Here is a 25137-nt window from a genome sequence, read left to right on the forward strand (position 1 = left end):
TAATAAACGGCGAAAAGCGCGAGTAGCGGAGGAATCTCAAATGTTGACCGCTTTCTCCAGCGCCTGCGCCAGCTGCCCGCGGGTAAAAGGCTTACGCAGCAGCTCCACCTCGGGCAGCTGCGGGTTGTGCGCCGGGCGCAGATCCTGACCGCTCATCAGCAGCACCGGAAGATGCGGGAAACGGTGGCGCACATGCTGGATCACCTCCGCGCCGCTCAGCGTGCCGGGCAGCATTAAATCACTGATGAACATCTCTATATCCCCGGAGGCATCCAGCATCTGCAGCGCCTGCTCGCCGGTTTCGGCCTCCAGCGTCAGGTAGCCCAGCTGGTGGAGCTGTTCGCACAGTGTCTGCCGGACGTCGGTCTGGTCGTCCAGCACCAGCACCAGCCGGTCGCCTGGCGGCGAGGCGGTGGATGCGCCGGTTTCCGGCGAGGGCACTGCCTGTAAGGTGGCGCGCGGCAGATGCAGCCGCACGGTGGTGCCCTGGCCGGGCGCACTTTCGATCTCCACCCGTCCGCCGGACTGGCGCACGAAGCCGTAGACCATCGACAGCCCCAGCCCGCTGCCGCTGCCGGTCTGTTTGGTGGTGAAGAAGGGTTCAAAGACCTGGGATTTGATCGCCTGCGACATTCCGGCGCCGTGGTCGATCACCTCCAGCGCCACCATGTCCTGCCTGCGCCCGTCGCTGCGGGTGACGCGCTGGTTCCAGGTGCGGATTTTGATGATCCCGCTGTGCCCTTCCATCGCATCGCGGGCGTTCATCACCAGGTTGATGATGGCGTTTTCCAGCTGGCCCACGTCAATCCATGCCGGCCATGCCGGGGTCTGCGCTTCAATATCCAGCGCCACCGTGGCGGGCAGGGAGTGGCGCATCAGCTCGGCCAGGTTGTCCAGCAGGGGCTTCATCTCCACCGCGTGCGGGTTCAGGGACTGCTTGCGGGAGAAGGCCAGCAGGCGCTGGGTCAACAGCGCCCCGCGCTCGGCGGCCTTCAGCGCGCGGCCAATGCGTGGGGCATCCGGCGAATGGGGATCGGCCAGCTCCAGGCTGCCGATGATCACCGCCAGCAGGTTATTGAAATCATGCGCCAGCCCGCCCGTCAGCTGCCCGACCGCTTTCATCTTTTGACTGTGCAGCAGCGCTTCTTCCAGCCCCTGGCGTTCAAGGCGATCCACCTCCATCTGCGAGGTCTTCTCCTTCAGCAGCCGGGTGGTGTGCTCCAGCGAAGCGGTGTTGCGGGCAAAGACGTTAAACGCCCGCGCCAGCTCCCCCAGTTCATCCCGACGTTGCAGCGCGGGCACCGAGACATCCTGTTCCCCGTGGGCCAGCCGCGACATCGCCCGGGAGATGGCGGTCAGGTTGGTGCCCAGATTGCGGTAGATATACCAGCAGGCAAAGGCGGTGATGATCAGCGCCAGCACGGCAAACAGGGTGATAAAGATGCTGATCGAGCGCAGCTCCTGATGGCTCTCGGCGGTGCGCAGCTGCGAGGCCTGCGCCACCTGCTCCACGTAGCGGTTGATATCGCTGTTCAGGATCGCCACCAGCGCCTTGATGTGAAACATATACCAGCTTATCGCCAGATCGCTCTCCTCCAGCTGGCCGGAGAGCGGGCCGAGCTTGTTCAGCTCGGCGTTGAAATCAGGCAGGACAAAGCTCACCACCGGCTGCGTGGCCTGGCGGGGCAACATCGCCGTCACCGTCTCCAGCTGCTGAAGGGTCGCGCGCGGCGAGGGGGTTTCGATGGCGGCGACGATCAGCCGGTCCATCTCGCTGAGCTGCCGGGCGTCAGGCAGGTTACTGGCGTAGCGACGGTTGATGTCCTGCAAATGGCGGAGATAGCTCTGGCTCTGGTAGAGCGAGCTGAGCAGGGCGTTACGCTGCAGATGACGTCGCTGCCCGCGCTCCAGCATCCCGGTCACGCTTTGCTGAAGCTCGTTGCTGCGCTGGATGATCCGGGCCACCAGCGCTGGCTCCTGCTGCGCCAGCGGCGCGTCGGCCAACTGCTCCAGCGCGCGGCCCAGCGCCGTCTGGGTCTGTTTCAGGCGGTTGGCTTCGTCTTTATACTCCAGCGCCCCAACGACCTGCGACAGCCGCACCGCCGCCGTTGCCACGTTGGCGGTTTCCCGCGCCAGATTCATGCTGCCGGTCATGTCGTCCAGGGTCTGGCGCTGCACCTGCTCCTGAATATGACTGGCATGGCGAAAGCCCAGCACCGCCACGCCGCTGACCATTAACGTCACCGCCACCACCAGCAGATTAAAGATCAGCAGGCGGCCACGGGCGCTGGCGAAGAAGGGGGGGCGGCGTGAGGGCATTTATGTTAGCTCCGGGGTGAGGGGAGAAAGCGATTTAGTGGCGTAACTGTGATCCACATTAACTATTCATAACTATGACAAATATGAACGACTTCTGACATTTTGCATTTACCGGGGTGTGATGAAGTGCGGATATCGAACGTCACAGGAGATCCGCCATGAGCAGAACCCCGGTTTTAGAGATGCGCAACATTGCCAAAACCTTTGGCAACTTCCACGCGCTGAAGGGTGTGGATCTGACGGTCTTCCCCGGTGAAATCCACGCGTTGATGGGCGAAAACGGTGCCGGAAAAAGCACCCTGATGAAGATCCTCGCCGGGGCCTACATCGCCACCGGCGGCGAGATCCTGATCGACGGCAAGCCGTTTCACATCAAAGGCCCGAAAGACGCCCTGGCGGCGGGCATCACCCTGATCTACCAGGAGATGCAGCTCGCCCCTAACCTCACCGTGGCCGAGAACATCTTCCTCGGCAGCGAGCTGTCGCGCGGCGGGCTGGTGCAGCGCAAAGAGATGGCGGCCCAGGCCCAGGCGGTGATCGATCGCCTCGGCGCCCACTTCAAAGCCACCGACCTGGTGATGAAGCTGACCATCGCCGAGCAGCAGCAGGTGGAAATCGCCCGCGCGCTACACCGCAACAGCCGCATTCTGGTGATGGATGAACCCACCGCCGCCCTCTCCTCCCGGGAAACCCACCGTCTGTTCGAGCTGATTTTGCGCCTGCGCGACGAAGGGATGGCGATTATCTATATCAGCCACCGCATGGCCGAAGTGTATGAACTGTCGGATCGCGTCAGCGTGCTGCGCGACGGCCAGTACGTTGGCAGCCTCACCCGCGACAAGCTCAACGCCTCAGAACTGGTGCGGATGATGGTCGGGCGACCGCTGAGCGATCTGTTCAATAAAGAGCGCGATATTCCGCTCGGCAGCCCGCGCCTTAACGTCCACCACCTGACCGACGGCAGCAAAGTGCAGCCCTGCAGTCTGCAGGTGCGCTCCGGCGAAATCGTCGGCCTCGCCGGGCTGGTGGGGGCCGGGCGTTCCGAGCTGGCGCAGCTGATTTTCGGCGTGCGCAAGGCCACCGGCGGGATGATTGAGGTGGATGGCGAGCCGGTGGTGATCCACTCCCCGCGCGCCGCCATCGACCACGGGATCGGTTTTTTAACCGAGAACCGCAAGGAGCAGGGGCTGTTTCTCGAGCTGGCGGCGCAGGAGAACATCACCATGGCGACGCTGGAGCGCGACGCCAGTTTCGGCATGTTGAACCGCAAAAAAGCCCAGACGATCTCCGACGACGCCATCGCCCTGCTCAATATCCGCGTGCCTCACTCCCAGGTGCGGGCGGGCGGGCTTTCGGGCGGCAACCAGCAAAAGCTGCTCATCTCCCGCTGGGTGGCGATTGGCCCGCGCATTCTGATCCTCGACGAGCCGACCCGCGGCGTGGACGTCGGGGCCAAAAGCGAGATCTACCGGATCATGAACCAGATGGCGCGTAAAGGGGTAGCGATCCTGATGATCTCCAGCGAACTGCCGGAAGTGGTCGGCATGAGCGATCGCGTGTACGTCATGCGCGAGGGGAGCATCGCCGGGGAACTCCATCGGGCCGATATCACACAAGAAAACATCATGACGCTGGCGACCGGCGTTAACGACTCTCACCATCGGGCGGTATAACCATGACGCAACCCAACACTCCGCAACAGGTGGCCAAAGCGGCCTCCGCCAAAAAAATGCTGATGGGCGATCTGATGCAAACCATCGGTATCCTGCCGATACTGATCCTGATCGTCGCGGTATTTGGCTTTATCGCACCGAACTTCTTCACCGAAAGTAACCTGCTGAACATCACCCGCCAGGCGTCGATCAACATCGTGCTGGCGGCGGGAATGACCTTCATTATTTTGACCGGCGGCATCGACCTCTCGGTGGGCTCGATTCTGGGCACCACCGCGGTGGCGGCGATGGTGGTCTCGCTGATGCCGGAGCTGTCGATGCTCTCGGTGCCGGCGGCGCTGATGCTCGGTATGGTGCTGGGGCTGTTCAACGGCGCGCTGGTGGCCTTTGCCGGACTACCGCCCTTTATCGTCACGCTCGGCACCTATACGGCGCTGCGCGGGGCGGCCTACCTGCTAGCCGACGGCACCACGGTGATCAACTCCAGCATCAGCTTTGAATGGATCGGCAATAACTATCTCGGGCCGGTGCCGTGGCTGGTGGTGATCGCCCTGGCGGTGATCGCCGTCTGCTGGTTCATCCTGCGCCGCACCACCCTCGGGGTCCATATCTACGCGGTGGGCGGCAACATGCAGGCCGCGCGCTTAACCGGCATCAAGGTCTGGATGGTATTGCTGTTTGTCTACGGCATGAGTGGCCTGCTCTCGGGCCTCGGTGGGGTGATGAGCGCATCCAGGCTCTACAGCGCCAACGGCAACCTCGGCACCGGCTATGAGCTGGACGCTATCGCGGCGGTGATCCTCGGCGGCACCAGCTTCGTCGGCGGGATCGGCACCATCACCGGCACGCTGGTGGGGGCGCTGATTATCGCCACCCTGAACAACGGCATGACGCTGATGGGCGTCTCCTATTTCTGGCAACTGGTGATCAAAGGGGCGGTGATCATCATTGCGGTGCTGATCGACAAATACCGTACCCGACACCATCAAAGTGCATAACAACAATACCCTACGTGAGGAATACAGCATGAGATTAAAGCCATTAGTTACCGCGCTCTGTGCTGGCGCACTGCTCGCAGCAAGCCCGTTTGTTCAGGCCAAAGAGCTGAAGTCCATCGGCGTGACGGTGGGCGATCTGGCGAACCCGTTCTTTGTGCAGATCACCAAGGGGGCGGAGCTGGAAGCGCGCAAACTGGCAGGGGATAACGTGAAAGTGACGCTGGTTTCCAGCGGCTACGATCTCGGCCAGCAGGTTTCTCAGATCGATAACTTTATCGCCGCCAAAGTCGATATGATCATTCTCAACGCCGCCGATTCGAAAGGGATCGGCCCGGCGGTGAAGCGCGCGAAAGATGCCGGGATTGTGGTGGTGGCGGTTGACGTGGCGGCAGAGGGTGCCGATGCGACCATCACCTCCGACAACACCCAGGCCGGTGAGATGGCCTGTAAGCTGATCACCGACCGCCTGAAAGGCAAAGGCAACGTGGTGATCATCAACGGACCACCGGTATCGGCGGTACAAAACCGGGTAGAAGGCTGCAAGGCCGAATTTAAAAAACATCCGGATATCAAAGTGCTCTCCGATAACCAGAACGCCAAAGGCAGCCGTGACGGCGGGCTGGAGGTGATGACCTCCCTGCTGGCAGCTAATCCGAAGATCGACGGCGTATTCGCCATCAACGATCCAACGGGGATCGGAGCCGATCTGGCGGCAAAACAGGCGCAACGTAACGAGTTCTTTATCGTCGGCGTCGATGGATCGCCGGATGCGGAAGAGGCGCTGAAGCGCGAAAATTCACTCTTTATTGCCACCCCGGCGCAAGATCCGCAGGTCATGGCGGCAAAAGCGGTAGAAATCGGCTATGACATTCTACAGGGCAAACCCGCGCCGAAAGCGCCGGTGCTGATCCCGGTGACGATGATCGACAAGAGCAACGTCGGTAATTATAAGGGCTGGACGGTTAAGTAAGGTCTGTGCGGTCTGATGCCCTCACCCTAACCCTCTCCCACGGGGAGAGGGAAATTATCCCCCTCTCCCTTGAGGGAGAGGGCCGGGGTGAGGGGGTTTTGCACATCAATCAAGGAGTCATCATGAAACGCTCCGAAATCAACGAGATCCTCGGCCACACGCGACAGTTTTTCTCCATGCACGACGTGCATCTGCCCCCCTTTGCCAGCTTTCCCCCGACCCGCTGGCAGCAGCTTGACGCCGACGCCTGGCAGGAAGTGTTCGACCTGCGGCTCGGCTGGGACGTGACCGCGTTCGGCGGCGACAACTTTGCGGCGCAGGGCTTAACCCTCTTTGCCCTGCGCAACGGCTCTCCCGGCGGTAAGCCGTGGGACAAATGCTACGCCGAGAAGATCATGCACGTGCGTGAGGGCCAGGTGACGCCCCTGCACTTTCACTGGCGCAAACGCGAGGACATCATCAACCGCGGCGGCGGCAATCTGATCGTCGAACTGTGGAACGCCGATGAAAATGAACAGAAAGAGAATGGCGATATCCAGGTCGCCATCGACGGATGCCAGCAGACCCACGTGGCGGGCAGCTATATCCGCCTCGCGCCGGGAGAGAGCATCTGCCTGCCGCCGGGTCTGTACCACAGTTTCTGGGGAGAAAAGGGCTTTGGTGACGTGCTGGTCGGGGAAGTCTCGTCGGTCAATGACGACGAGCACGACAACCACTTCCTGCAGCCCACCGCCCGCTATAACAACATTGATGAAGACGAACCGGCGGTGCTGGTCCTGTGCAATGAGTACAGTCTGTTTCGCCTGTAAGGAGTGAATCATGCCGCTTATCTCTCTCGCCGACGGGCTGGCGCACGCCCGCGAGCATCGTTATGCCCTGGGGGCGTTTAACGTCCTCGACTCCCACTTCCTGCGGGCGCTGTTTGCCGCGGCCCGTCAGGAGAACTCGCCCTTTATCATCAACATTGCCGAAGTGCATTTTAAGTATGTGTCGCTCGACTCGCTGGTGGAGGCAGTCAAATTCGAAGCCGCCCGGCATGACATTCCGGTGGTGCTGAATCTCGATCACGGCCTGCATTTCGAGGCGGTGGTGCGGGCGCTGCGCCTGGGGTTCAGCTCGGTGATGTTCGACGGTTCGACGCTGAGCTACGAAGAGAATATCCGCCAGACGCGGGAAGTGGTGAAGATGTGCCACGCGGTGGGCGTCTCGGTGGAGGCGGAACTCGGCGCGGTGGGGGGCGATGAGGGCGGTGCCCTGTACGGCCATGCCGACGAAGCCTTTTTCACCGATCCACAGCTGGCGCGGGAGTTTGTCGACCTGACCGGCATCGACGCCCTGGCGGTGGCGATCGGCAATGCTCACGGCAAGTACAAGGGCGAGCCGAAGCTCGACTTCGTCCGCCTTGATGCCATCCGCCAGCAAACCGGCCTGCCGCTGGTGCTGCACGGCGGGTCCGGGATCGGCGATGCCGATTTCCGCCGCGCCATTGAGCTGGGGATCCACAAGATTAACTTCTACACCGGCATGTCCCAGGCGGCGCTGGCGGAGGTGGAACGGCGAATGGCCAACCGACAGCCGCTGTACGATGAGTTTGCCGAACTGCTGCTGGGCATCGAAGAGGCGATCGCCGACACCGTTGCCGCGCAGATGCGTATCTTTGGCAGCGCGGGGTACGCCTGATGGAACGCCGGGGCATTATCGCGGCGGGCAACATGCTGGTGGATCATGTCCACCAGATTGTGCAGTGGCCGGAGCGCGGCTGGCTGGCGGAGATCGTCCACAGCGAGCGCGCCACCGGCGGGGCGCCGCTCAACGTGTTGTTAACCCTGGCGAAAATGCATGCCGGGATCCCACTGCAGGCGGTCGGTCTGGTGGGGGAAGACCACGACGGGGATTATATTCTTGCCATGCTCGACCAGTATCACGTCAACCGTCAGCGGGTGCAGCGCACCACCTTTGCCCCCACCTCCATGTCGCAGGTAATGACCGACCCCAGCGGCCAGCGCACCTTTTTCCACTCCCCGGGGGCCAACCGGCTGCTGGATCTGCCCGCCTTCGACCGGCTCGACCACAGCCTGAAGATCTTCCATCTGGGCTATCTCCTGCTGCTGGACAGCCTGGACATGCCGGACGAAGAGTACGGCACCCGCAGCGCGCGGCTGCTGGCGCAGATGCACGAGCTGGGGTTTCAGACCTCCCTCGACCTGGTGTCGCGCAAGGGCGATCCGCGCTATCAGCCGCTGGTGCTCCCTGCCCTGCGCCATCTCGACTACCTGGTGATCAACGAGCTGGAGGCGGGCGAGTTCAGCGGCCTGCCGATGCGCGATGACCAGGATGCACCGGTTATCGCCAACATTGCCGCGGCGGCGGCAGAGCTGCTGGCGGCGGGGGTGAAGGCGCGGGTGGTGATCCACTGCCCGGAAGGGGCCTGGGGACAGGAGCCGGATCGGGAGGGATGCTGGATCCCCTCGTGGCGGCTGAGCCAGGAGGAGATTGTCGGCAGCGTCGGGGCGGGAGATGCCTTCTGCGCCGGGTTTTTGTATGGCTGCCACGAATCGCTGTCGCTGGCGGAGAGCATCCGGATGGCGCACGCCTGCGCGCGGGCCAGCCTGCTGGCGGCCAACGCCATCGACGGGGCGAAAACCCTGTCGGAACTAGAGCTGTTTATTCAGGAGAACCCGCTGGCCTAAGCCGCCCTGTCTCCGTGCTGCACGTCGGCGGCAAAAACATAGCCCAGCCCGCGAATGGTTTTAATCAGCAGCGGCTGATGGGGGTTGATTTCGATTTTACGGCGCAGACGCATGATCAGCACGTCGATGGTGCGATCGAACACCTCCGCGCTCTCGCTGTGGGTCAGCTCCAGCAGCTGCTCCCGGCTCAGCACCCGCCGGGCGTTCTGCGTCAGGGCCAGCAGCAAACCGTATTCACCCTGGGTCAGGGCGACCACGCCGCGCTGGGCGTCAATCAGTTCACAGCGGGTGGTATCCAGCGTCCAGCCGTTAAAGCCGATCCCGGCCGCCCGCGCAACGACCGGTTCTGCCGCCAGCGCGCCGGTGCGGCGCAGCACGGCTTTGACCCGCGCCACCACCACCCGGGGGTTGAAGGGTTTGCCGATGTAGTCGTCGGCCCCCATCTCGAGGCCCACCACCACGTCCGACTCACTGCCGAGGCCGGTGAGCATGATCACCGGCAGCTCCGGGCGTTGCTTTTGCAGCTGCTGTAGTACCTGCAGGCCGTTGATATCCGGCAGCATCATATCCAGCAATACCAGCGCGATCTCCGGTGCCTGCTGTGCCAGCCGCAGGGCATCCTGGCCGTTGTGGCACACGTGGACGGTGAAGACGTGCTCGTTGAGCACATCCTGCAACAGTTCGCAGACCGCGGTGTCGTCATCGACCACCAGAATTGCTGGTTTCATCACTGGATTCCATGAGGGAGATAGAGATCAGTCTGGCCCATTCTGTGCAAGGCTCCAGCCAAAACGCCCTTTCCGTCACGGATCTTCAACCGCCGTCACATCCCCATCGCTTCTGCTGCCGCAATTTTTGACGCTCGACTGTTTTTCGTCAGGGTTTTGACCAGGATTCGCCCGTAAAGTCAGGGTAATTCCACAACAAGATTGTGGCATAGAAGCGGCATACTTAACCGACATGTCAGCGTCATTTGAATCTGGAGCGAGACCGATGAAAAACGTCATCACGGTGTGCCCCTATTGCGCCTCAGGATGCAAGATCAACCTGGTGGTCGATAACGGCAACATCGTTCGTGCGGAGGCGGCCAAAGGGAAAACCAACCAGGGCACGCTGTGCCTGAAAGGCTATTACGGCTGGGATTTTATCAACGACACCCAAATCCTCACCCCGCGGCTGAAAACCCCGATGATCCGGCGCGTTCGCGGCGGCCGGCTGGAGGCAGTCTCCTGGGATGAGGCGCTGGACTATGTCGCCCGCCGTCTCAGCGACATCAAAGCGCAGCACGGCCCGGATGCGATCCAGACCACCGGCTCCTCGCGCGGCACCGGAAATGAAACCAACTACCTGATGCAAAAATTTGCCCGCGCGGTGATTGGCACCAACAACGTCGACTGCTGCGCACGCGTCTGACACGGCCCCTCGGTTGCAGGTCTGCACCAGTCGGTCGGGAATGGCGCCATGAGCAACGCCATCAACGAGATTGATGACACCGATCTGGTGTTTATTTTCGGCTATAACCCGGCGGATTCGCACCCGATCGTCGCCAATCACATTCTGCGCGCGAAGCAGAACGGGGCAAAAATTATCGTCTGCGATCCGCGGCGCATCGAAACCGCGCGCATTGCCGATATGCATATCGCGTTGCGAAACGGCTCGAACATCGCCCTGCTCAATGCCATCGGTCACGTAATTATTACCGAGCAGCTCTACGATCGGGCCTTCGTTGCCACCCGCACGGAAGGCTTTAATGCGTACCGTCAGATAGTCGAACGCTACACGCCGGAGTCAGTCGAGGCCGTTACCGGCGTAAGTGCGCGCGAGATCCGCCAGGCGGCGCGGCTGTATGCCGGGGCAAAAACGGCCACCCTGCTGTGGGGAATGGGTGTGACCCAGTTCTGGCAGGGGGTGGAGACCGTGCGCGCGCTGACCAGCCTTGCCATGCTGACCGGCAACCTCGGCAAAGCCCACGTCGGGGTCAATCCGGTACGCGGGCAGAATAACGTGCAGGGTGCCTGCGACATGGGGGCGCTGCCGGATACCTATCCGGGCTATCAGTTCGTGAAGCACCCGGAAAACCGCGAGAAATTCGCCAAAGCCTGGGGCGTCGAGAGCCTGCCGGCACACCCCGGCTACCGTATCAGCGAGCTGCCGCACCGCGTGGCCCACAAAGAGGTGCGGGCGGCGTACATCATGGGTGAAGATCCGCTCCAGACCGATGCCGAACTGTCGGCAGTGCGAAAGGCGTTTGAAGATCTCGAGCTGGTGATTGTCCAGGATATCTTTATGACCAAAACCGCGGCGGCGGCGGACGTGGTTCTGCCCTCCACCTCGTGGGGCGAGCATGAAGGGGTCTACACCGCGGCCGATCGCGGCTTCCAGCGCTTCTTTAAGGCCGTCGAGCCGAAGTGGGATTTGAAAACCGACTGGCAGATCATCAGCGAGATTGCGACCCGGATGGGTTATCCGATGCACTACGACAACACGCAGCAAATCTGGGATGAGCTGCGCCAGCTGTGTCCGGGCTTCAAGGGGGCGACCTACGAGAAGATGGGCGAGCTGGGCTACATCCAGTGGCCGTGCCGGGACGAATCGCCGGAAGACCAGGGCACCTCGTACCTGTTTGCAGAGAAATTCGATACCCCGAACGGGCTGGCGCAGTTCTTCACCTGCGACTGGATGGCACCGATAGACAAGCTGTCGCCAGACTATCCGCTGGTGCTCTCCACCGTACGCGAAGTGGGCCACTACTCCTGCCGCTCGATGACCGGCAACTGTGCGGCCCTGTCGGCGCTGGCCGATGAGCCCGGCTATGTGCAGATCAACACCGAAGATGCCAAACAGCTGGGCATTGAGGATGAGGCGCTGGTGTGGGTCACTTCGCGCAAGGGTCGGGTCATTACCCGCGCCCAGGTGAGCGAACGGCCCAACGTCGGAGCGGTGTACATGACCTACCAGTGGTGGATCGGCGCCTGCAACGAGCTGGTGGCGGAAAACCTCAGCCCGATTACCAAAACGCCGGAATATAAATATTGCGCCGTACGCGTCGAGGCGATAGCGGATCAGGCTGCCGCCGGGCAATATATTATCGATGAATATAATCAGCTGAAAAAGCGGTTACGCGAAACCGCCATGGGCTGACGGCAAAATAATGGAACAGTGAAGCGTGTGGGGGAGTGGAGGTCTTAACGCACCCATTTTTTTCTGCTCTTCCCGCGCTTATACTGCCCGTTATCTATCCCTACGAAAATAACGCATGAAATCTCTTTATCTGTTGTTGATCCTGTTTTCTTCCCTGGTGGGCGCTGAGGAGATCGGTGGCCAGTACCTGAAGCAGGCTGAGGCGGGCGACAGCCGGGCGCAGTATTACCTTGCCGAAACGTATTACAGCTCGGGTGATGATAAGCAGGCCGAAACGTGGGCCGAAAAAGCCGCCAAAAACGGCGACGTGGATGCCATGGCACTGCTGTCGCAAATCAAGTTTAAGCACGGCGATCTGGCGCAAGCGAAAGGGCTGGCGCAGCAGGCCACCGTGGCGGGCAGCTCGCCGGGGGCGGTGATGCTGGCGCGTTTGCTGGTCAATACCCGGGCCGGGAAAACCGACTACCCGCAGGCGTTGAGCTTACTGCATAAAGTGGCAGAAAATACCGAAGATGACGCCGCGGTCGATGCCCAACTGCTGCTGGGGCTGATCTACGCCAACGGCGCGGAGGTGGCGCAGGATGATGTCCAGGCCGCGCAGTGGTTTAAGCAGAGTTCTACCCTCTCGCGCACGGGTTACGCGGAGTACTGGGCGGGCAAGGTGTTTCAGCAGGGCGAGGACGGGTTTATCACCCCCAATAAACAGAAGGCGCTGTACTGGTTAAATTTGAGCTGTAGCGAAGGCTTTGATACTGGCTGCGAGGAGTTTGATGCGTTAAGCGGGGAGTAAACGCCCGGCGGCACTACGTTTGCCGGGCCTACGGTCCTGTAGGCCGGGTAAGCGATAGCGCCACCCGGCTTTTTACTTTACTGGTCTGCGGTCTTATCGAAACGACCCAGCACCTCGCGCTCATACGCCAGCGCTTTCTTACGGTCGAACTGGTGTTCCCACTTGGCAATCACCAGCACCGCCAGCGCGTTACCCACCACGTTCAGCGCAGTACGCGCCATGTCGAGGATACGGTCAACACCGGCGATAAACGCCAGTCCTTCCAGCGGAATACCCACGCTACCCAGGGTCGCCAGCAGCACCACAAACGACACGCCCGGCACGCCGGCAATCCCTTTTGAGGTCACCATCAGCGTCAGCACCAGCACAATCTCCTGCCACAGGGAGAGGTCGATCCCGTACAGCTGGGCAATGAAGATCGCCGCGATACTCTGGTACAGCGTAGAGCCGTCGAGGTTAAACGAATAGCCGGTCGGCACCACAAAGCTGGTGATCGACGCCGGCGCCCCGTAGGCTTCCATCTTCTCAATAATACGCGGCAGCACGCTCTCGGAGCTGGCGGTGGAGTACGCCAGAATCAGCTCGTCCTTCAGGATACGGATCAGGATCCAGATGCTCAGGCCACACATCCGCGCCACCAGCCCCAGCACCACCAGGGCGAAGAACAGGATCGCGAAGTGCACCAGGAGCACCAGCTTCGCCAGCGGCCATAGGGAAGCAAAACCGAAGTTCGCCACGGTGACGGCGATAAGCGCAAACACCCCGACCGGCGCGTAGCGCATCACCATGTGAGTCACTTTAAACATGGTTTCAGAGATAGAGCGGAACACGCTCACCAGCGGTTCGCGATGCGTCGCTGGCAGTGAAGAGAGTCCCAGACCAAACAGCACCGAGAAGAAGATGATCGGCAGCATTTCGCCCTTCGCCATCGACGCCACGATATTGGTCGGCACCAGCGACAGGAGGGTTCCCATCAGGCCATGAGCATGGCTTTGCACATCGGCGGTCGTGCTTTGGTATTTCGAAATATCCACCGTCGCCAGCTGCGACATATCAATGCCCGCGCCAGGCTGGAACACATTCGCCAGCGTGATGCCGAGAACGATCGCCACCGTAGTGATCACTTCGAAATAAAGGATGGTTTTTGCGCCAATGCGGCCAAGCTGCTTCGCATCACCGACCCCGGCAATCCCTACCACCAGCGTCGAGATGACAATCGGCACCACAATCATCTTGATCAGATGGATAAAGATATCACCCGCAGGCGACAGTAAGTTAGCGATCAGCCATTCGCGGCTGTCACTGTGATAATGCAGATAACTACCCAGCAAGATACCCAGCACAAGGGCCAGCAAAATTTGCCAGGCCAGGCTGACTTTCAAATTTTTCATAACAAGAGACTTCCTCAATGAAGTGTTCGTACTCGTACTCGTAAAACGGCGGGGACGACACATACTGAAAGGGCATGAATTGTGTTGCGTTCATTTATGGGGTTTTTTAACGCGCGGTATCAGTACCATTTGCACGGCATGCTGCGCAAGCCTTTAAGAACGAGGCATTTGACTGACAAAAGGCGTTATCACGCTAATTTGTATTAGTCATGATAAATAACCTTTTGTTATAAAAACGCTTTTTTATCCATAAATGCAAATAATCCGCAAGGGTAATTATTTTTCTTCAAAGTGTCATTTGCTCAATTTTCGAACTCTTTAACTTTTGCGTGATCTGTCGCCCAAATAGTAAACAAAGGTCCCAAAGCCCCTACTATTAACGTTTTTGCGACATATTATTAACATTCTACAAGGAGAACAAAAACCATGAGCCAGGTCCATAAACACGACATTCCCGCAAATATTGCGGACCGCTGCCTGATTAACCCGGAGCAGTACCAGGAGAAGTATCAACTGTCTATTACCCACCCTGACGCCTTCTGGGGCGAGCAGGGCAAAATCCTTGACTGGATCACCCCGTATCAGACGGTCAAGAACACCTCTTTTGCGCCCGGAAACGTCTCTATTAAGTGGTATGAAGACGGCACGCTGAACCTCGCCGCCAACTGCCTGGATCGTCACCTCGCCGAGCGCGGCGACCAGACGGCGATTATCTGGGAGGGCGATGACGCCACCCAGAGCAAAAACATCACCTACCGCGAACTGCACCGCGATGTCTGCCGCTTTGCCAACGTGCTGCTGGCTCAGGGCATCAAAAAAGGCGACGTGGTGGCTATCTATATGCCGATGGTGCCGGAAGCGGCCGTGGCGATGCTGGCCTGCGCCCGCATCGGTGCCGTGCACTCGGTGATCTTCGGCGGCTTCTCGCCGGAAGCGGTGGCCGGACGCATTATCGACTCCAGCTCAAAACTGGTGATCACCGCCGACGAAGGCGTGCGTGCGGGTCGTGCCGTACCGCTGAAAAAGAACGTCGACGATGCCCTGAAAAACCCGAATGTGAACAGCGTCAACAGCGTGATTGTGCTGAAGCGCACCGGCAATACCATTGAATGGCATGAAGGCCGCGACCTGTGGTGGAGCGACCTGATCGAGCAGGCCAGCGACCAGCACCAGCCGGAAGCGATGAACGCGGAAGATCCGCTGTTTATCCTTTATACCTCCGGCTCCACCGGCAAGCCGAAGGGCGTGCTGCACACCACCGGCGGCTATCTGGTCTATGCCGCCACCACCTTCAAGTATGTCTTTGACTATCATCAGGGCGATATCTACTGGTGTACCGCCGACGTCGGCTGGGTCACCGGTCACAGCTACCTGCTGTACGGCCCGCTGGCCTGCGGCGCGACCACTCTGATGTTCGAAGGGGTGCCAAACTGGCCGACCCCGGCGCGCATGAGCCAGGTAGTAGACAAGCATCAGGTGAATATTCTCTATACCGCTCCGACCGCGATCCGCGCCCTGATGGCCGAAGGCGACAAGGCGATTGACGGGACCGACCGTTCCTCCCTGCGCATCCTCGGATCCGTGGGCGAGCCGATCAACCCGGAAGCCTGGGAGTGGTACTGGAAGAAGATCGGTAACGAGAAGTGCCCGGTGGTCGACACCTGGTGGCAGACCGAAACCGGCGGGTTCATGATCACCCCGCTGCCGGGCGCTACCCAGCTGAAAGCCGGCTCCGCAACCCGTCCGTTCTTCGGCGTCCAGCCTGCGCTGGTGGATAACGAAGGCAACCCGCTGGAAGGGGCCACCGAGGGCAACCTGGTGATTACCGACTCCTGGCCGGGCCAGGCGCGCACCCTGTTTGGCGATCACGATCGCTTCGAGCAGACCTATTTCTCGACCTTCAAAAACATGTACTTCAGCGGCGACGGCGCGCGTCGTGACGAGGATGGTTACTACTGGATCACCGGTCGCGTGGACGACGTGCTGAACGTCTCCGGCCACCGTCTGGGAACCGCCGAGATCGAATCGGCGCTGGTGTCGCATCCGAAAATTGCCGAAGCGGCGGTGGTCGGTATTCCGCACAGCATCAAAGGCCAGGCGATCTACGCCTACGTCACCCTGAACCATGGCGAAGAGCCGTCACCGGAGCTGTATACCGACGTGCGTAACTGGGTGCGTAAAGAGATCGGCCCGCTTGCCACCCCGGACGTGCTGCACTGGACCGACTCGCTGCCGAAAACCCGCTCCGGCAAGATCATGCGCCGTATACTGCGCAAAATCGCCGCGGGTGATACCAGCAACTTAGGCGATACCTCTACGCTGGCCGATCCTGGCGTGGTGGACAAACTGCTTGAAGAGAAGCAGGCCATCGCCATGCCATCGTAATACCGCTTTTCTCCCTCTCCCTATGGGAGAGGGCGGGGTGAGGGTATTCCACCGCACCTTCCCCCCTCACCCTAACCCTCTCCCTCAGGGAGAGGGGATAAAAACAAGCCCTACCTTACCTCGGAGACTTCTGTGATGAATGATAATATTTGTCAGCAGATAGAGAATAGTGCGCACTACAGGGAGCTCGTCGATAAGCGGCAACGGTTTGCCTTCACTTTATCTATCATCATGTTAATCATTTACGTCGGCTTTATTCTGCTGATTGCCTTCGCCCCACACTGGCTGGGCACCCCCTTACACGCGGGGACCAGCGTCACCCGCGGCATCCCCATCGGTATAGGGGTGATCGTCATTTCGTTCGTGCTGACCGCCGTGTACGTCATTCGTGCTAACGGTGAATTTGATCGTCTGAATAAAGCGGTTCTGCGTGAGGTAAAAGCATCATGAAGCGAGTTCTGACGGCGCTTGCCGCCACCCTCCCCTTTGCGGCACATGCCGCCGATGCCATTACCGGCGCAGTTGAACGCCAGCCAACCAACTGGCAGGCGATTGTGATGTTCCTGATCTTCGTGGTGCTGACCCTGTATATCACCTACTGGGCGTCGAAACGCGTGCGCTCGCGTAACGATTACTACACCGCGGGCGGCAACATTACCGGCTTCCAGAACGGACTGGCGATCGCGGGCGACTTTATGTCGGCGGCCTCCTTCCTCGGGATCTCCGCGCTGGTTTACACCTCCGGCTACGACGGGCTGATCTACTCCCTCGGCTTCCTCGTCGGCTGGCCGATCATTCTGTTCCTGATCGCCGAACGCCTGCGTAACCTCGGGCGCTATACCTTTGCCGACGTGGCCTCCTATCGCCTGAAACAGGGGCCAATCCGTACCCTTTCCGCCTGCGGCTCGCTGGTGGTGGTGGCCCTGTACCTGATCGCCCAGATGGTGGGTGCCGGTAAACTCATCCAGCTGCTGTTCGGCCTGAACTACCATATCGCGGTGGTGCTGGTGGGCGTGCTGATGGTGATGTACGTCCTGTTTGGCGGCATGCTCGCCACGACCTGGGTGCAGATCATCAAAGCCGTGCTGCTGCTGTTCGGCGCCAGCTTTATGGCCTTTATGGTGATGAAGCACGTCGGGTTCAGCTTCAACAACCTGTTCAGCGAAGCGATGGCGGTCCACCCGAAAGGGGAAGCGATCATGAGCCCGGGCGGGCTGGTGAAAGATCCGATCTCGGCGCTGTCGTTAGGCCTCGGCCTGATGTTTGGTACCGCAGGTCTGCCGCACATCCTGATGCGTTTCTTCACGGTGTCCGATGCGCGTGAAGCGCGTAAGAGCGTGCTCTACGCCACCGGCTTTATGGGTTACTTCTACATCCTGACCTTTATCATCGGCTTCGGTGCCATCATGCTGGTGGGCGCTAACCCGGCGTTCAAAGACGCGGCGGGCGCGCTGATTGGCGGCAACAACATGGCGGCGGTGCATCTGGCTGACGCGGTGGGTGGCAACCTGTTCCTCGGCTTTATCTCCGCCGTGGCCTTCGCCACTATCCTGGCGGTGGTTGCAGGCCTGACGCTGGCCGGTGCTTCGGCGGTTTCCCATGACCTCTATGCCAACGTCTGGCGTAAAGGTACCTCCGAGCGCGATGAGCTGAAAGTCTCTAAAATCACCGTGCTGATCCTGGGCGTGGTGGCGATCCTGCTGGGTATCCTGTTCGAGAACCAGAACATCGCCTTTATGGTGGGACTGGCCTTCTCGATTGCCGCCAGCTGTAACTTCCCGATCATTCTGCTCTCCATGTACTGGTCAAAACTGACCACCCGTGGGGCGATGATTGGCGGCTGGCTGGGTCTGTTGACCGCGGTGATCCTGATGATCCTCGGCCCAACCATCTGGGTGCAGATCCTCGGCCACGAAAAAGCCCTCTTCCCTTACGAATACCCGGCGCTGTTCTCCATCGCGGTGGCGTTCATTGGGATCTGGTTCTTCTCCGCCACGGATAACTCGGCGGAAGGGAATCTGGAGCGTGAAAAGTTCCGCGCCCAGTTTATCCGTTCCCAAACCGGTCTGGGTGTTGAGCAGGGCCGCGCGCACTAAAATCCCCTCCCCGGCCGCTGGTCGGGGATCACATTTTTTTCCCCTTCTGGTGACGTTTATCACGTCGCCAGAACGGAAAAAGCCGATGTGCATCACAGGCTTTATCTACGATTCGCAAAGACCATCACACTTTTCCCGATTTCACACCAATCCCCGGCTTTCCCTCTGCCCCCCGTACAGACAATCCCCGTCTCAGTTTTTATTCTTTGGTTACAGCGACGCGCTCAGGCTTCTGGCAAAACGCTCCAGCCGCTCCGGGTTCAGCAACAGCGGCAGGAATAACGGGCCGCTGGCGGGCGGGTCCACCAGCCAGCGATCCAGAGTGTCGCTGTAATGCAGTAGCCGCTGCTGATGCTTCTGCAGGGTATCCGCAGGCTGGCTGTGGGTGCCGTAATGGTCCAGCCACAGTACGTCGGTCACCGCGGCGGCGACGTGGGAGAACATCTGGCTGTAAATCTCCGCGCTGCGCCAGGCGGCCAGCAGGATCGCCAGGGTATCGTCCCGGCAGGTAATACGCGGCATCAGCTCACGCAGGTTTTGCAGCGTGCGCGAGGCGAGAAAGCAGGCGGCCTCTTTCTCCAGCGCCATCCGCTCCCGCTGCTCTTTGCCAAGCGCGGGATCGTCAGTGGGCATCAGCGGCTGCCAGGCATGCAGCCAGTTGGCGCTGCGGGTATCCATGTGCAACAGCTGTTGCGCCTGGGCAATGCTCTCCGGGATCTGGCTTTGATAGTGCAGCCGTCGCCCGAGGAGGTTCGGCGTTTTGCACAGCCAGTCGTAGCTGGCGTGGACGATAGCTGAGAGCTGATGTTTGTCCTGCAGAGAGCGAAAGCCGAGCTGATGGTGTTCCGCCCAGCGATCGAAGGTAGCGGGCAGCGCCGCATCGCCGGCCTGATTGGCGGCGGTGAGCCCGAACAGATTGATGGCGTTTGCGGAGTCCATTACCCGGCTGTCGGGCAGCCACTGCCAGCTCACGCGGGAGGTAATGGCTTCGATTTCGTTTTCGGCGGCGCTGAGGGCCCAGCTTAAGCGGCCGCTGATCTCATCGGCCAGATAGCACGGCAGCGCGGTCCAGCCGTAGCCGGTGCCGAAGAGATCGTACTCAATCCACTTTTTATGCCCCGGCAGGGTGGCGATGTGCGGATGGTTGGCAAAGCCGGGGTGGTAATCCAGCTCGGTGGCTTTTACCGAGGCGCGCACGTCGTCCGGGAGCGTCGCCAGAATGTTAGAAAGCTGCTGGCGCGGCCAGCTGTTATCAATGAAGTCGCGCAGGATCAGCTTTTTGCCCCGGGCGCGCAGCAGGCTCCAGACATCATGCAGGCTTTGCTGCCAGCGGGTGGTCTGAAAGTCCGGCGTCGTCAGGCTGAGAATAAGCCCGCTGAGATGGGGCAAGGCGTGTAATAGCGGATGCAATATCGCGGCATAAAAGTGGTGCCAGAAATCGGGCGCGCTTTTTTCGTCGAACGTCAGTTCAGGAAATTTACGCTTAATAATGTCGTCATTAGGCGCGGCTTCACCCTGAAGCCAGAACGACAGGTTATTTTCCGCCAGATAACGATCGACGCGGGTTAAATATTGCAGGGCGTAATTTTGCTGATGAATAAGGTTCTCGACGTTGAGCTTCTGGCTTAACGGCGAGGGCGTCGCAAGTAGTGAAAGCAGTTCCTGTTGGTGCAGGATGATCCCAGTGAAACCGTGCTGTTTCGCGCTTTGCACTCCCTGAATAAACCAGGGCCAGTGCCAGATAAAAGTGCTGTTCAGCTCCATCAGTTGATGGGGAATACGTTTCATTGGGCCACCTTGCTGATTTTAATTATTCATATTAATCGAGGATGCCATGAAAACTTATGCTCTGGTAGGAACCGGTGGTCGTGCCGGTTTATATATTTCCGCCATCGGTGGCACCTGGCGGGAAAATGCCAGAATGGTCGCGTTCTGCGATACCAATACCACGCGCATGCACTATGCCAATCAGCTTTTAAAAAACGAAGGGGCCGCGCCGGTTTCTACCTGGCAGGCAGCGCAGTTTGAAGAGATGATCCGCGAGACACGGCCCGATGTAGTTATTGTCACCACCATGGACCGCACCCACGACGACTACATCGTTCGCGCCCTGCACGCCGGCTGCGATGTGATCACCGAAAAGCCGATGACCATCGACGAACGGCGCGCGCTGCGCATTCTCGACGCCATCGAAGAGACCGGCCGCAGCGTGCGCGTGGCCTTCAACTACCGCTACGCCCCGCACCATAGCAAGGTGCGTGAGCTGCTGATGCAGGGGACGATTGGCACGGTCACCTCGGTACACTTCGAGTGGCTGCTCAACACCGAACACGGCGCGGACTACTTCCGCCGCTGGCACCGGGAAAAACGCAACAGCGGCGGCCTGCTGGTGCATAAATCCACCCACCACTTCGACCTGATGAACTTCTGGCTCGGCAGCTACCCGGAGCGGGTTTACGCCGAAGGCAGCCTGCAGTTCTACGGTCGGGAGAACGCGGAGAAGCGTGGCGTAACCCACTTCTACCCGCGCGCCCACGGCTTTGCCGGGGCGAAAGCGGATCCTTTTGCCCTGCAAATGGCGGAGAACGCCCAGCTCAAAGCGCTCTATCTCGATGCCGAACATGAGGATAACTACTTCCGCGACCAGAGCGTGTTCAGCGACGGCATCACCATCGAAGATACGATGTCGGTGCTGGTGAAGTACCAGAACCAGGTCCAGCTCACCTACTCCCTCAACGCCTACCTGCCGTGGGAAGGGTTGAACGTGGTGTTTAACGGCACCGAAGGCCGTCTGGAGATGAAGATCGTTGAGAAGTCCTACGTCAACGCCGGGGGCGAGCGCGAAAACGAGGGCAGCCTGGAGCAGTGCGATCTCACGGTCTTCCCGATGTTTGCCGAACCCTGGAAAGCCGAGTTCAGCCTCGGTGAGGGGGGCCACGGCGGCGGCGATAACGCCATGCTGGCCGACCTGTTCGGTGCGCCGGGCCACGACCCGCTGCAGCGCGCGGCGGACCACCGTGCCGGGGCCATGTCTATCCTCACCGGGATTGCGGGCAACATCTCTATGCAGCAGCAGCGTCCGGTCAATTTTAAGGAGTTTGAGCTGGTTACCCGTCTGACGAAACGCTAAAAGCGTTGGGCCATTATTCACCTGTTTAATAATAAAAAAGTCCGGAGACAAAGAATGAATAAACTCCTGTCAGGTGTCATCGCATCGCTGTTATTTTCCTGTACCTCTACCTGGGCGCAGCCCGTTGAATTACGCATGTCGTGGTGGGGAGGCAACAGCCGCCACCAGGCCACGCTGAAGGCGCTCGAGGCCTTTGAAAAAGCGCATCCGGAGATCAAAGTGAAGGCCGAATACACCGGCTGGGACGGGCATCTTTCGCGCCTGACCACCCAGATGGCGAGCGGCACCGAGCCGGATGTGATGCAGACCAACTGGCCGTGGCTGATCGTCTTTTCCAAAAACGGCGAAGGCTATTACGATCTCGACAAACTGAAAGCGGAGCTGGATTTAAGCCAGTACCAGGCGCAGGACTTGCAGTCCACCACCATCAACGGCAAGCTCAACGGCCTGCCGATCTCGGTCAATGCCCCGGTCTTTTACTACAACGACGTCACCTGGCAGAAAGCCGGGCTGGCGTACCCGAAAACCTGGGATGCGTTCTTTGCCGCCGGGAAAACCTTCCAGCAGACGTTGGGCAACAATTACTACCCCTACGCGATGGTCGATCAGGACGTCATTCTGCTGCTCAATGCGTACATGATGCAGACCCACCACAAACCGATGTTCAACAGCGACGGCTCCTTCGCCTGGAACGACGCCCAGTGGGATGAGGCCTTCGGCTTTGTAAAACGCCTGAGCGACGACCACGTCCTCCCGTCGCCAAAGACCCTCTCCTCCTACGGTAAAGGCAATCTCTATGAGATGAAGCCGTGGATTAACGGCGAATGGGGCGGCCTGTTCACCTGGAACATCACCATCCGCATGTTTGCCAACAACATGACGCCGCCGGCGAAGCTGGTGCTGGGGGACTACGTGATGCAGCCCGGGACGGACGAATCAGGGGTGTACTTCAAAACGGCGCAGATGCTGTCGGTAGCGAAATCCACAAAGCATCCCAAAGAGGCGGCAATCCTGGTGAACTACCTGCTCAACGATCCGCAGTCGGTGGAAGCCCTGGGGCTGGAGCGCGGCATTCCGCTCAATAAGGCGGCGGAAAGGCAGTTAACGGAGAAAGGGGTAATTGACCCGCAGGATCCGGTGATCGCCGGATTGCGCCAGGCGCAGTCCCTGCACACCACCGCCGTTGCCACGCCCTATATTGAGGATTTGCAGGTAATCGACCAGTTCACCTCCGCGCGGGAAAAACTGGAGCAGGGCCAGGCACCCGCCCAGGTCGCGGCGGATTTCCGGCAGAAGGTGGAACGGATTGTGCGTCGTTTGAATCGTTAGCTTTGCCGGGTGGCGCTGCGCTTACCCGGCCTACAAAACCGTAGGCCCGTGCAAGCGCAGCGCCGCCGGGCAATAAGGGCGGCTCAGAACATCAACCACCCCACCAGCGGGGCCACCAGCACCATCACCACGCCGGAGAGCATCATCACCAGGCTGGCGACCACGCCCTCCTGCTGGCCCAGCTCATAGGAGCGGGCGGTGCCAGCACCGTGGGAGGCCGCGCCAAACCCGGCTCCTTTTGCCATCCCTTCGCGGATCGACAGCCGTAAAAACAGCATATCCCCCACCGCCATGCCAAACACCCCGGTCACCACCACAAACAGCGCCACCAGATCCGGCTGCCCGCCGAGCGGTTTTGCCGCGGCCAGCGCAAAGGGGGTGGTGACGGAACGCACCGCAAGGCTGCGCTGGATCTCATCCGACAGGGTAAACAGCCGCGCCAGCCAGACCGAGCTGGTGACGGCCACCACCGTGGCGGTGATCACCCCGGCGGAGAGCGACATCCAGTGGCGCTTGATCACCGCGAGGTTGTCGTAAACCGGCACCGCAAAGGCGATAGTCGCCGGGCCGAGCAGCCACAGCAGCCAGTGCGCTTCACCGATATAGTTCTGCCAGGAGATATGGCCCCACACCAGCATCATCACCAGCAAAATCGGGGTGAAGACCAGCGGCATCAGGGGCAGTTTTCGAAAGCGGCGATACAGGCGCTTGTTGGCGAAATAGATAATCAGCGTTACCACCAGGCAGAGCACGCTGACCTGAAAGTTAGTCATGTTTCTGCCTGCTGATTTCAAAGCGGTAGACTTTATCCACCACCCACGCGGTGGCACCCAGCACCATTAGCGTGCTCAGGGCAATCACCGCGAAGATACGCCAGCCGTCCACCATCAGCAGCTGGACGTAATTGACCACCGCCACCACCGCCGGCACAAAGAAGAGCAGCATTTCCGCCAGCAGCCAGCGCGAGCCCGCCCGCACCCAGTTCAGGGGGATGACGCGACAGAGGATCAGGCTGAACATCAGCATCATCCCGACCAGATTGGCCGGCAGCGGCAGATGTAACCAGCTAACAAGGTATTCAGCGAAGACAAAAAGACCCGCGTAAAGCAGTACCTGAACCGGTACCTGAAGTCGTTGCACGACGGCAGGCGTAACGCGACCTAACGCCACGGTCATGGGGATTTCCTAAAAATGAGAGAGAGCGCCAGTATAGTCAGCGCCCGTAATTGACTGAAATGAATTAAAATCATCAAAGGTATAGTTTCGAGGAATAGTCATGGACATACGCACGCTGCGTTACTTTGTCGAAGTGGTCCGCCAGCAGAGTTTCACCCGCGCCGCGGAGAAGCTTTTTGTCACCCAACCCACCATCAGCAAAATGCTGAAAAACCTCGAAGATGAACTGAACTGTACCCTGCTGATCCGCGACGGACGCAAGCTGCTGTTGACCGACACCGGCCGGGTGGTGTTTGAGCGCGGGCTGGCGATCCTCGCGGAGTTTCGCCAGCTGGAGGCGGAGCTGGGCGACATCAACCACCTCAACAAGGGGATACTGCGTCTCGGGATCCCGCCGATGGTGGGGATGATGATGGCCGGGCCCATCGGCCTGTTTCGCCAGCGCTATCCCGGCGTGGAGCTGAAAATTTCTGAATTTGGCGGCTTAACCGTCCAGCAGGCGGTGATCAACGGCGAGCTGGATCTGGCGATGACCGCCCTGCCGGTGGAGGAAGACAGCGGTCTGACGGCGCTGCCGCTGTTCAGCCATCCGCTGTGCGTGCTGGTGCCGCGCTCCGGCAGCTGGTTGACGCTGGAGGCCATTAACCCGGAGCTGCTGGCCGAGCATCCTTTGCTGATTTACAACGAAGATTTTGCCCTCAGCCGCCAGCTGATGCAGCTCTTCAACCAGCACGGCGTCAAACCGCGCATCGCGGTGCGCAGCGGGCAGTGGGACTTTCTGGCGGCGATGGTGCAGGCGGGGGTCGGGATTGCGATATTGCCGCAGCCCATCTGCGAGCGGCTGAATAAAAACACCCTGCGTTGGATCCCGCTGCAGAGCGATCTGCACTGGCAGCTGGGGATGATCTGGCGGGAAGGGGTTTATCTGTCGAACAGCGCCCAGGCGTGGCTGAAATGCTGTGAAGGGTTTTGGGGCCCCTCACCCTGACCCTCTCCCCAAAGGGGAGAGGGGAAAAGGCCGCACCGTGCCATACTGTTCCCTCTCCCCT

20 protein-coding genes are annotated in these 25137 nt (G+C 60.1%); 14 read left to right on the forward strand and 6 right to left on the reverse strand.

The features are described 5' to 3' along the window. Positions 1–36: 36 nt before the first annotated feature. Positions 37–2319, reverse strand: a complete 2283-nt coding sequence (locus V7Q49_RS16555; RefSeq protein ID WP_333853599.1) for an ATP-binding protein — start codon at positions 2317–2319, stop codon at positions 37–39. 158 nt (positions 2320–2477) lie between these two features. Here V7Q49_RS16555 and V7Q49_RS16560 point away from each other — a divergent pair, with 158 nt between their 5' ends. The 6 genes from V7Q49_RS16560 to V7Q49_RS16585 all read left to right on the forward strand — a co-directional run bounded on the left by V7Q49_RS16560 (position 2478) and on the right by V7Q49_RS16585 (position 8650). Beyond that, positions 2478–3992: a sugar ABC transporter ATP-binding protein gene (locus V7Q49_RS16560; RefSeq protein WP_333853600.1), complete on the forward strand. Its 1515-nt coding sequence runs from the start codon at positions 2478–2480 to the stop codon at positions 3990–3992. A gap of 2 nt (positions 3993–3994) precedes the next feature. Further along, a complete protein-coding gene (locus V7Q49_RS16565; protein WP_106993966.1) occupies positions 3995–4990 on the forward strand; it encodes an ABC transporter permease subunit in 996 nt (331 codons plus the stop codon). Positions 4991–5018: 28 nt separating this feature from the next. After that, positions 5019–5960, forward strand: a complete 942-nt coding sequence (locus V7Q49_RS16570) for an ABC transporter substrate-binding protein (protein ID WP_333853601.1) — start codon at positions 5019–5021, stop codon at positions 5958–5960. A gap of 122 nt (positions 5961–6082) precedes the next feature. Next, positions 6083–6769 (forward strand): D-lyxose/D-mannose isomerase, encoded by a 687-nt coding sequence (locus V7Q49_RS16575; protein ID WP_333853602.1) that lies wholly within the window; start codon positions 6083–6085, stop codon positions 6767–6769. Between the two features lie 10 nt (positions 6770–6779). Then, positions 6780–7640: a ketose 1,6-bisphosphate aldolase gene (locus V7Q49_RS16580; protein ID WP_333853603.1), complete on the forward strand. Its 861-nt coding sequence runs from the start codon at positions 6780–6782 to the stop codon at positions 7638–7640. Continuing rightward, a complete protein-coding gene (locus V7Q49_RS16585) occupies positions 7640–8650 on the forward strand; it encodes a carbohydrate kinase family protein (RefSeq protein ID WP_333853604.1) in 1011 nt (336 codons plus the stop codon). The genes V7Q49_RS16580 and V7Q49_RS16585 overlap by 1 nt, the downstream gene beginning before the upstream one ends. On the opposite strand, the gene V7Q49_RS16590 is transcribed toward V7Q49_RS16585, so the two are convergent. After that, complete coding sequence (locus tag V7Q49_RS16590) at positions 8647–9378, reverse strand: response regulator transcription factor (RefSeq protein WP_333853605.1); 732 nt, start codon at positions 9376–9378, stop codon at positions 8647–8649. The two genes, V7Q49_RS16585 and V7Q49_RS16590, sit on opposite strands and share 4 nt — an antisense overlap. 265 nt (positions 9379–9643) lie before the next feature. Between V7Q49_RS16590 and fdhF the strand changes: the two genes are divergently transcribed. Further along, positions 9644–11791, forward strand: coding sequence for a formate dehydrogenase subunit alpha (fdhF, locus tag V7Q49_RS16595; protein WP_333853606.1), 2148 nt, complete (start codon positions 9644–9646; stop codon positions 11789–11791). Between the two features lie 115 nt (positions 11792–11906). Next, positions 11907–12581: a tetratricopeptide repeat protein gene (locus tag V7Q49_RS16600; RefSeq protein WP_333853607.1), complete on the forward strand. Its 675-nt coding sequence runs from the start codon at positions 11907–11909 to the stop codon at positions 12579–12581. Between the two features lie 77 nt (positions 12582–12658). Here V7Q49_RS16600 and gltP read toward each other — a convergent pair whose 3' ends face one another. Then, positions 12659–13972, reverse strand: a complete 1314-nt coding sequence (gene gltP / locus V7Q49_RS16605) for a glutamate/aspartate:proton symporter GltP (protein ID WP_333853608.1) — start codon at positions 13970–13972, stop codon at positions 12659–12661. A gap of 426 nt (positions 13973–14398) precedes the next feature. On the opposite strand from gltP, the gene acs reads away from it, so the two are divergent. From acs to actP, 3 genes are all read left to right on the forward strand, one after another. Continuing rightward, the gene (acs, locus tag V7Q49_RS16610) at positions 14399–16357 is read left to right on the forward strand and encodes an acetate--CoA ligase (RefSeq protein ID WP_333853609.1); all 1959 of its coding nucleotides are present in this window, start codon (positions 14399–14401) and stop codon (positions 16355–16357) included. A gap of 135 nt (positions 16358–16492) precedes the next feature. Then, positions 16493–16807 (forward strand): DUF485 domain-containing protein, encoded by a 315-nt coding sequence (locus V7Q49_RS16615; RefSeq protein ID WP_142487870.1) that lies wholly within the window; start codon positions 16493–16495, stop codon positions 16805–16807. Beyond that, a complete protein-coding gene (actP, locus tag V7Q49_RS16620; RefSeq protein ID WP_333853610.1) occupies positions 16804–18453 on the forward strand; it encodes a cation/acetate symporter ActP in 1650 nt (549 codons plus the stop codon). Before V7Q49_RS16615 ends, actP begins: the two co-directional genes overlap by 4 nt. Before the next feature lie 210 nt (positions 18454–18663). Here actP and V7Q49_RS16625 read toward each other — a convergent pair whose 3' ends face one another. Beyond that, a complete protein-coding gene (locus V7Q49_RS16625) occupies positions 18664–20241 on the reverse strand; it encodes a hypothetical protein (protein WP_333853611.1) in 1578 nt (525 codons plus the stop codon). A 46-nt stretch (positions 20242–20287) separates the two neighbouring features. Between V7Q49_RS16625 and V7Q49_RS16630 the strand changes: the two genes are divergently transcribed. Both V7Q49_RS16630 and V7Q49_RS16635 read left to right on the forward strand, forming a co-directional pair. Beyond that, a complete protein-coding gene (locus V7Q49_RS16630) occupies positions 20288–21583 on the forward strand; it encodes a Gfo/Idh/MocA family protein (RefSeq protein WP_333853612.1) in 1296 nt (431 codons plus the stop codon). Positions 21584–21637: 54 nt separating this feature from the next. Further along, positions 21638–22912, forward strand: coding sequence for an ABC transporter substrate-binding protein (locus tag V7Q49_RS16635; protein ID WP_333853614.1), 1275 nt, complete (start codon positions 21638–21640; stop codon positions 22910–22912). 83 nt (positions 22913–22995) lie between these two features. Here V7Q49_RS16635 and V7Q49_RS16640 read toward each other — a convergent pair whose 3' ends face one another. Next, positions 22996–23685, reverse strand: a complete 690-nt coding sequence (locus V7Q49_RS16640; RefSeq protein ID WP_106993951.1) for an LrgB family protein — start codon at positions 23683–23685, stop codon at positions 22996–22998. Further along, positions 23678–24088 carry a CidA/LrgA family protein gene (locus V7Q49_RS16645; protein ID WP_333853616.1) on the reverse strand — a complete coding sequence of 137 codons (411 nt, stop codon included), beginning with the start codon at positions 24086–24088 and terminating at the stop codon, positions 23678–23680. The genes V7Q49_RS16640 and V7Q49_RS16645 overlap by 8 nt, the downstream gene beginning before the upstream one ends. A gap of 100 nt (positions 24089–24188) precedes the next feature. Between V7Q49_RS16645 and V7Q49_RS16650 the strand changes: the two genes are divergently transcribed. Next, positions 24189–25076: a LysR family transcriptional regulator gene (locus V7Q49_RS16650; protein WP_333853620.1), complete on the forward strand. Its 888-nt coding sequence runs from the start codon at positions 24189–24191 to the stop codon at positions 25074–25076. Positions 25077–25137 lie beyond the last annotated feature (61 nt).

Source organism: Leclercia sp. (assembly GCF_036780805.1).
Lineage (GTDB): Bacteria > Pseudomonadota > Gammaproteobacteria > Enterobacterales > Enterobacteriaceae > Enterobacter.

Excerpts from the sequence above, each read along its gene's own strand:
- V7Q49_RS16555 (WP_333853599.1), bottom strand. The coding sequence starts at position 2,319 with ATGCCCTCACGCCGCCCCCCCTTCTTCGCCAGCGCCCGTGGCCGCCTG.
- V7Q49_RS16635 (WP_333853614.1), top strand. The coding sequence starts at position 21,638 with ATGAATAAACTCCTGTCAGGTGTCATCGCATCGCTGTTATTTTCCTGT.
- V7Q49_RS16645 (WP_333853616.1), bottom strand. The coding sequence starts at position 24,088 with ATGACCGTGGCGTTAGGTCGCGTTACGCCTGCCGTCGTGCAACGACTT.
- V7Q49_RS16580 (WP_333853603.1), top strand. The coding sequence starts at position 6,780 with ATGCCGCTTATCTCTCTCGCCGACGGGCTGGCGCACGCCCGCGAGCAT.
- V7Q49_RS16640 (WP_106993951.1), bottom strand. The coding sequence starts at position 23,685 with ATGACTAACTTTCAGGTCAGCGTGCTCTGCCTGGTGGTAACGCTGATT.
- V7Q49_RS16625 (WP_333853611.1), bottom strand. The coding sequence starts at position 20,241 with ATGAAACGTATTCCCCATCAACTGATGGAGCTGAACAGCACTTTTATC.
- V7Q49_RS16565 (WP_106993966.1), top strand. The coding sequence starts at position 3,995 with ATGACGCAACCCAACACTCCGCAACAGGTGGCCAAAGCGGCCTCCGCC.
- V7Q49_RS16650 (WP_333853620.1), top strand. The coding sequence starts at position 24,189 with ATGGACATACGCACGCTGCGTTACTTTGTCGAAGTGGTCCGCCAGCAG.
- actP (WP_333853610.1), top strand. The coding sequence starts at position 16,804 with ATGAAGCGAGTTCTGACGGCGCTTGCCGCCACCCTCCCCTTTGCGGCA.
- V7Q49_RS16590 (WP_333853605.1), bottom strand. The coding sequence starts at position 9,378 with ATGAAACCAGCAATTCTGGTGGTCGATGACGACACCGCGGTCTGCGAA.
- V7Q49_RS16575 (WP_333853602.1), top strand. The coding sequence starts at position 6,083 with ATGAAACGCTCCGAAATCAACGAGATCCTCGGCCACACGCGACAGTTT.
- acs (WP_333853609.1), top strand. The coding sequence starts at position 14,399 with ATGAGCCAGGTCCATAAACACGACATTCCCGCAAATATTGCGGACCGC.
- V7Q49_RS16570 (WP_333853601.1), top strand. The coding sequence starts at position 5,019 with ATGAGATTAAAGCCATTAGTTACCGCGCTCTGTGCTGGCGCACTGCTC.
- V7Q49_RS16600 (WP_333853607.1), top strand. The coding sequence starts at position 11,907 with ATGAAATCTCTTTATCTGTTGTTGATCCTGTTTTCTTCCCTGGTGGGC.
- V7Q49_RS16560 (WP_333853600.1), top strand. The coding sequence starts at position 2,478 with ATGAGCAGAACCCCGGTTTTAGAGATGCGCAACATTGCCAAAACCTTT.
- V7Q49_RS16630 (WP_333853612.1), top strand. The coding sequence starts at position 20,288 with ATGAAAACTTATGCTCTGGTAGGAACCGGTGGTCGTGCCGGTTTATAT.
- gltP (WP_333853608.1), bottom strand. The coding sequence starts at position 13,972 with ATGAAAAATTTGAAAGTCAGCCTGGCCTGGCAAATTTTGCTGGCCCTT.
- V7Q49_RS16615 (WP_142487870.1), top strand. The coding sequence starts at position 16,493 with ATGAATGATAATATTTGTCAGCAGATAGAGAATAGTGCGCACTACAGG.
- V7Q49_RS16585 (WP_333853604.1), top strand. The coding sequence starts at position 7,640 with ATGGAACGCCGGGGCATTATCGCGGCGGGCAACATGCTGGTGGATCAT.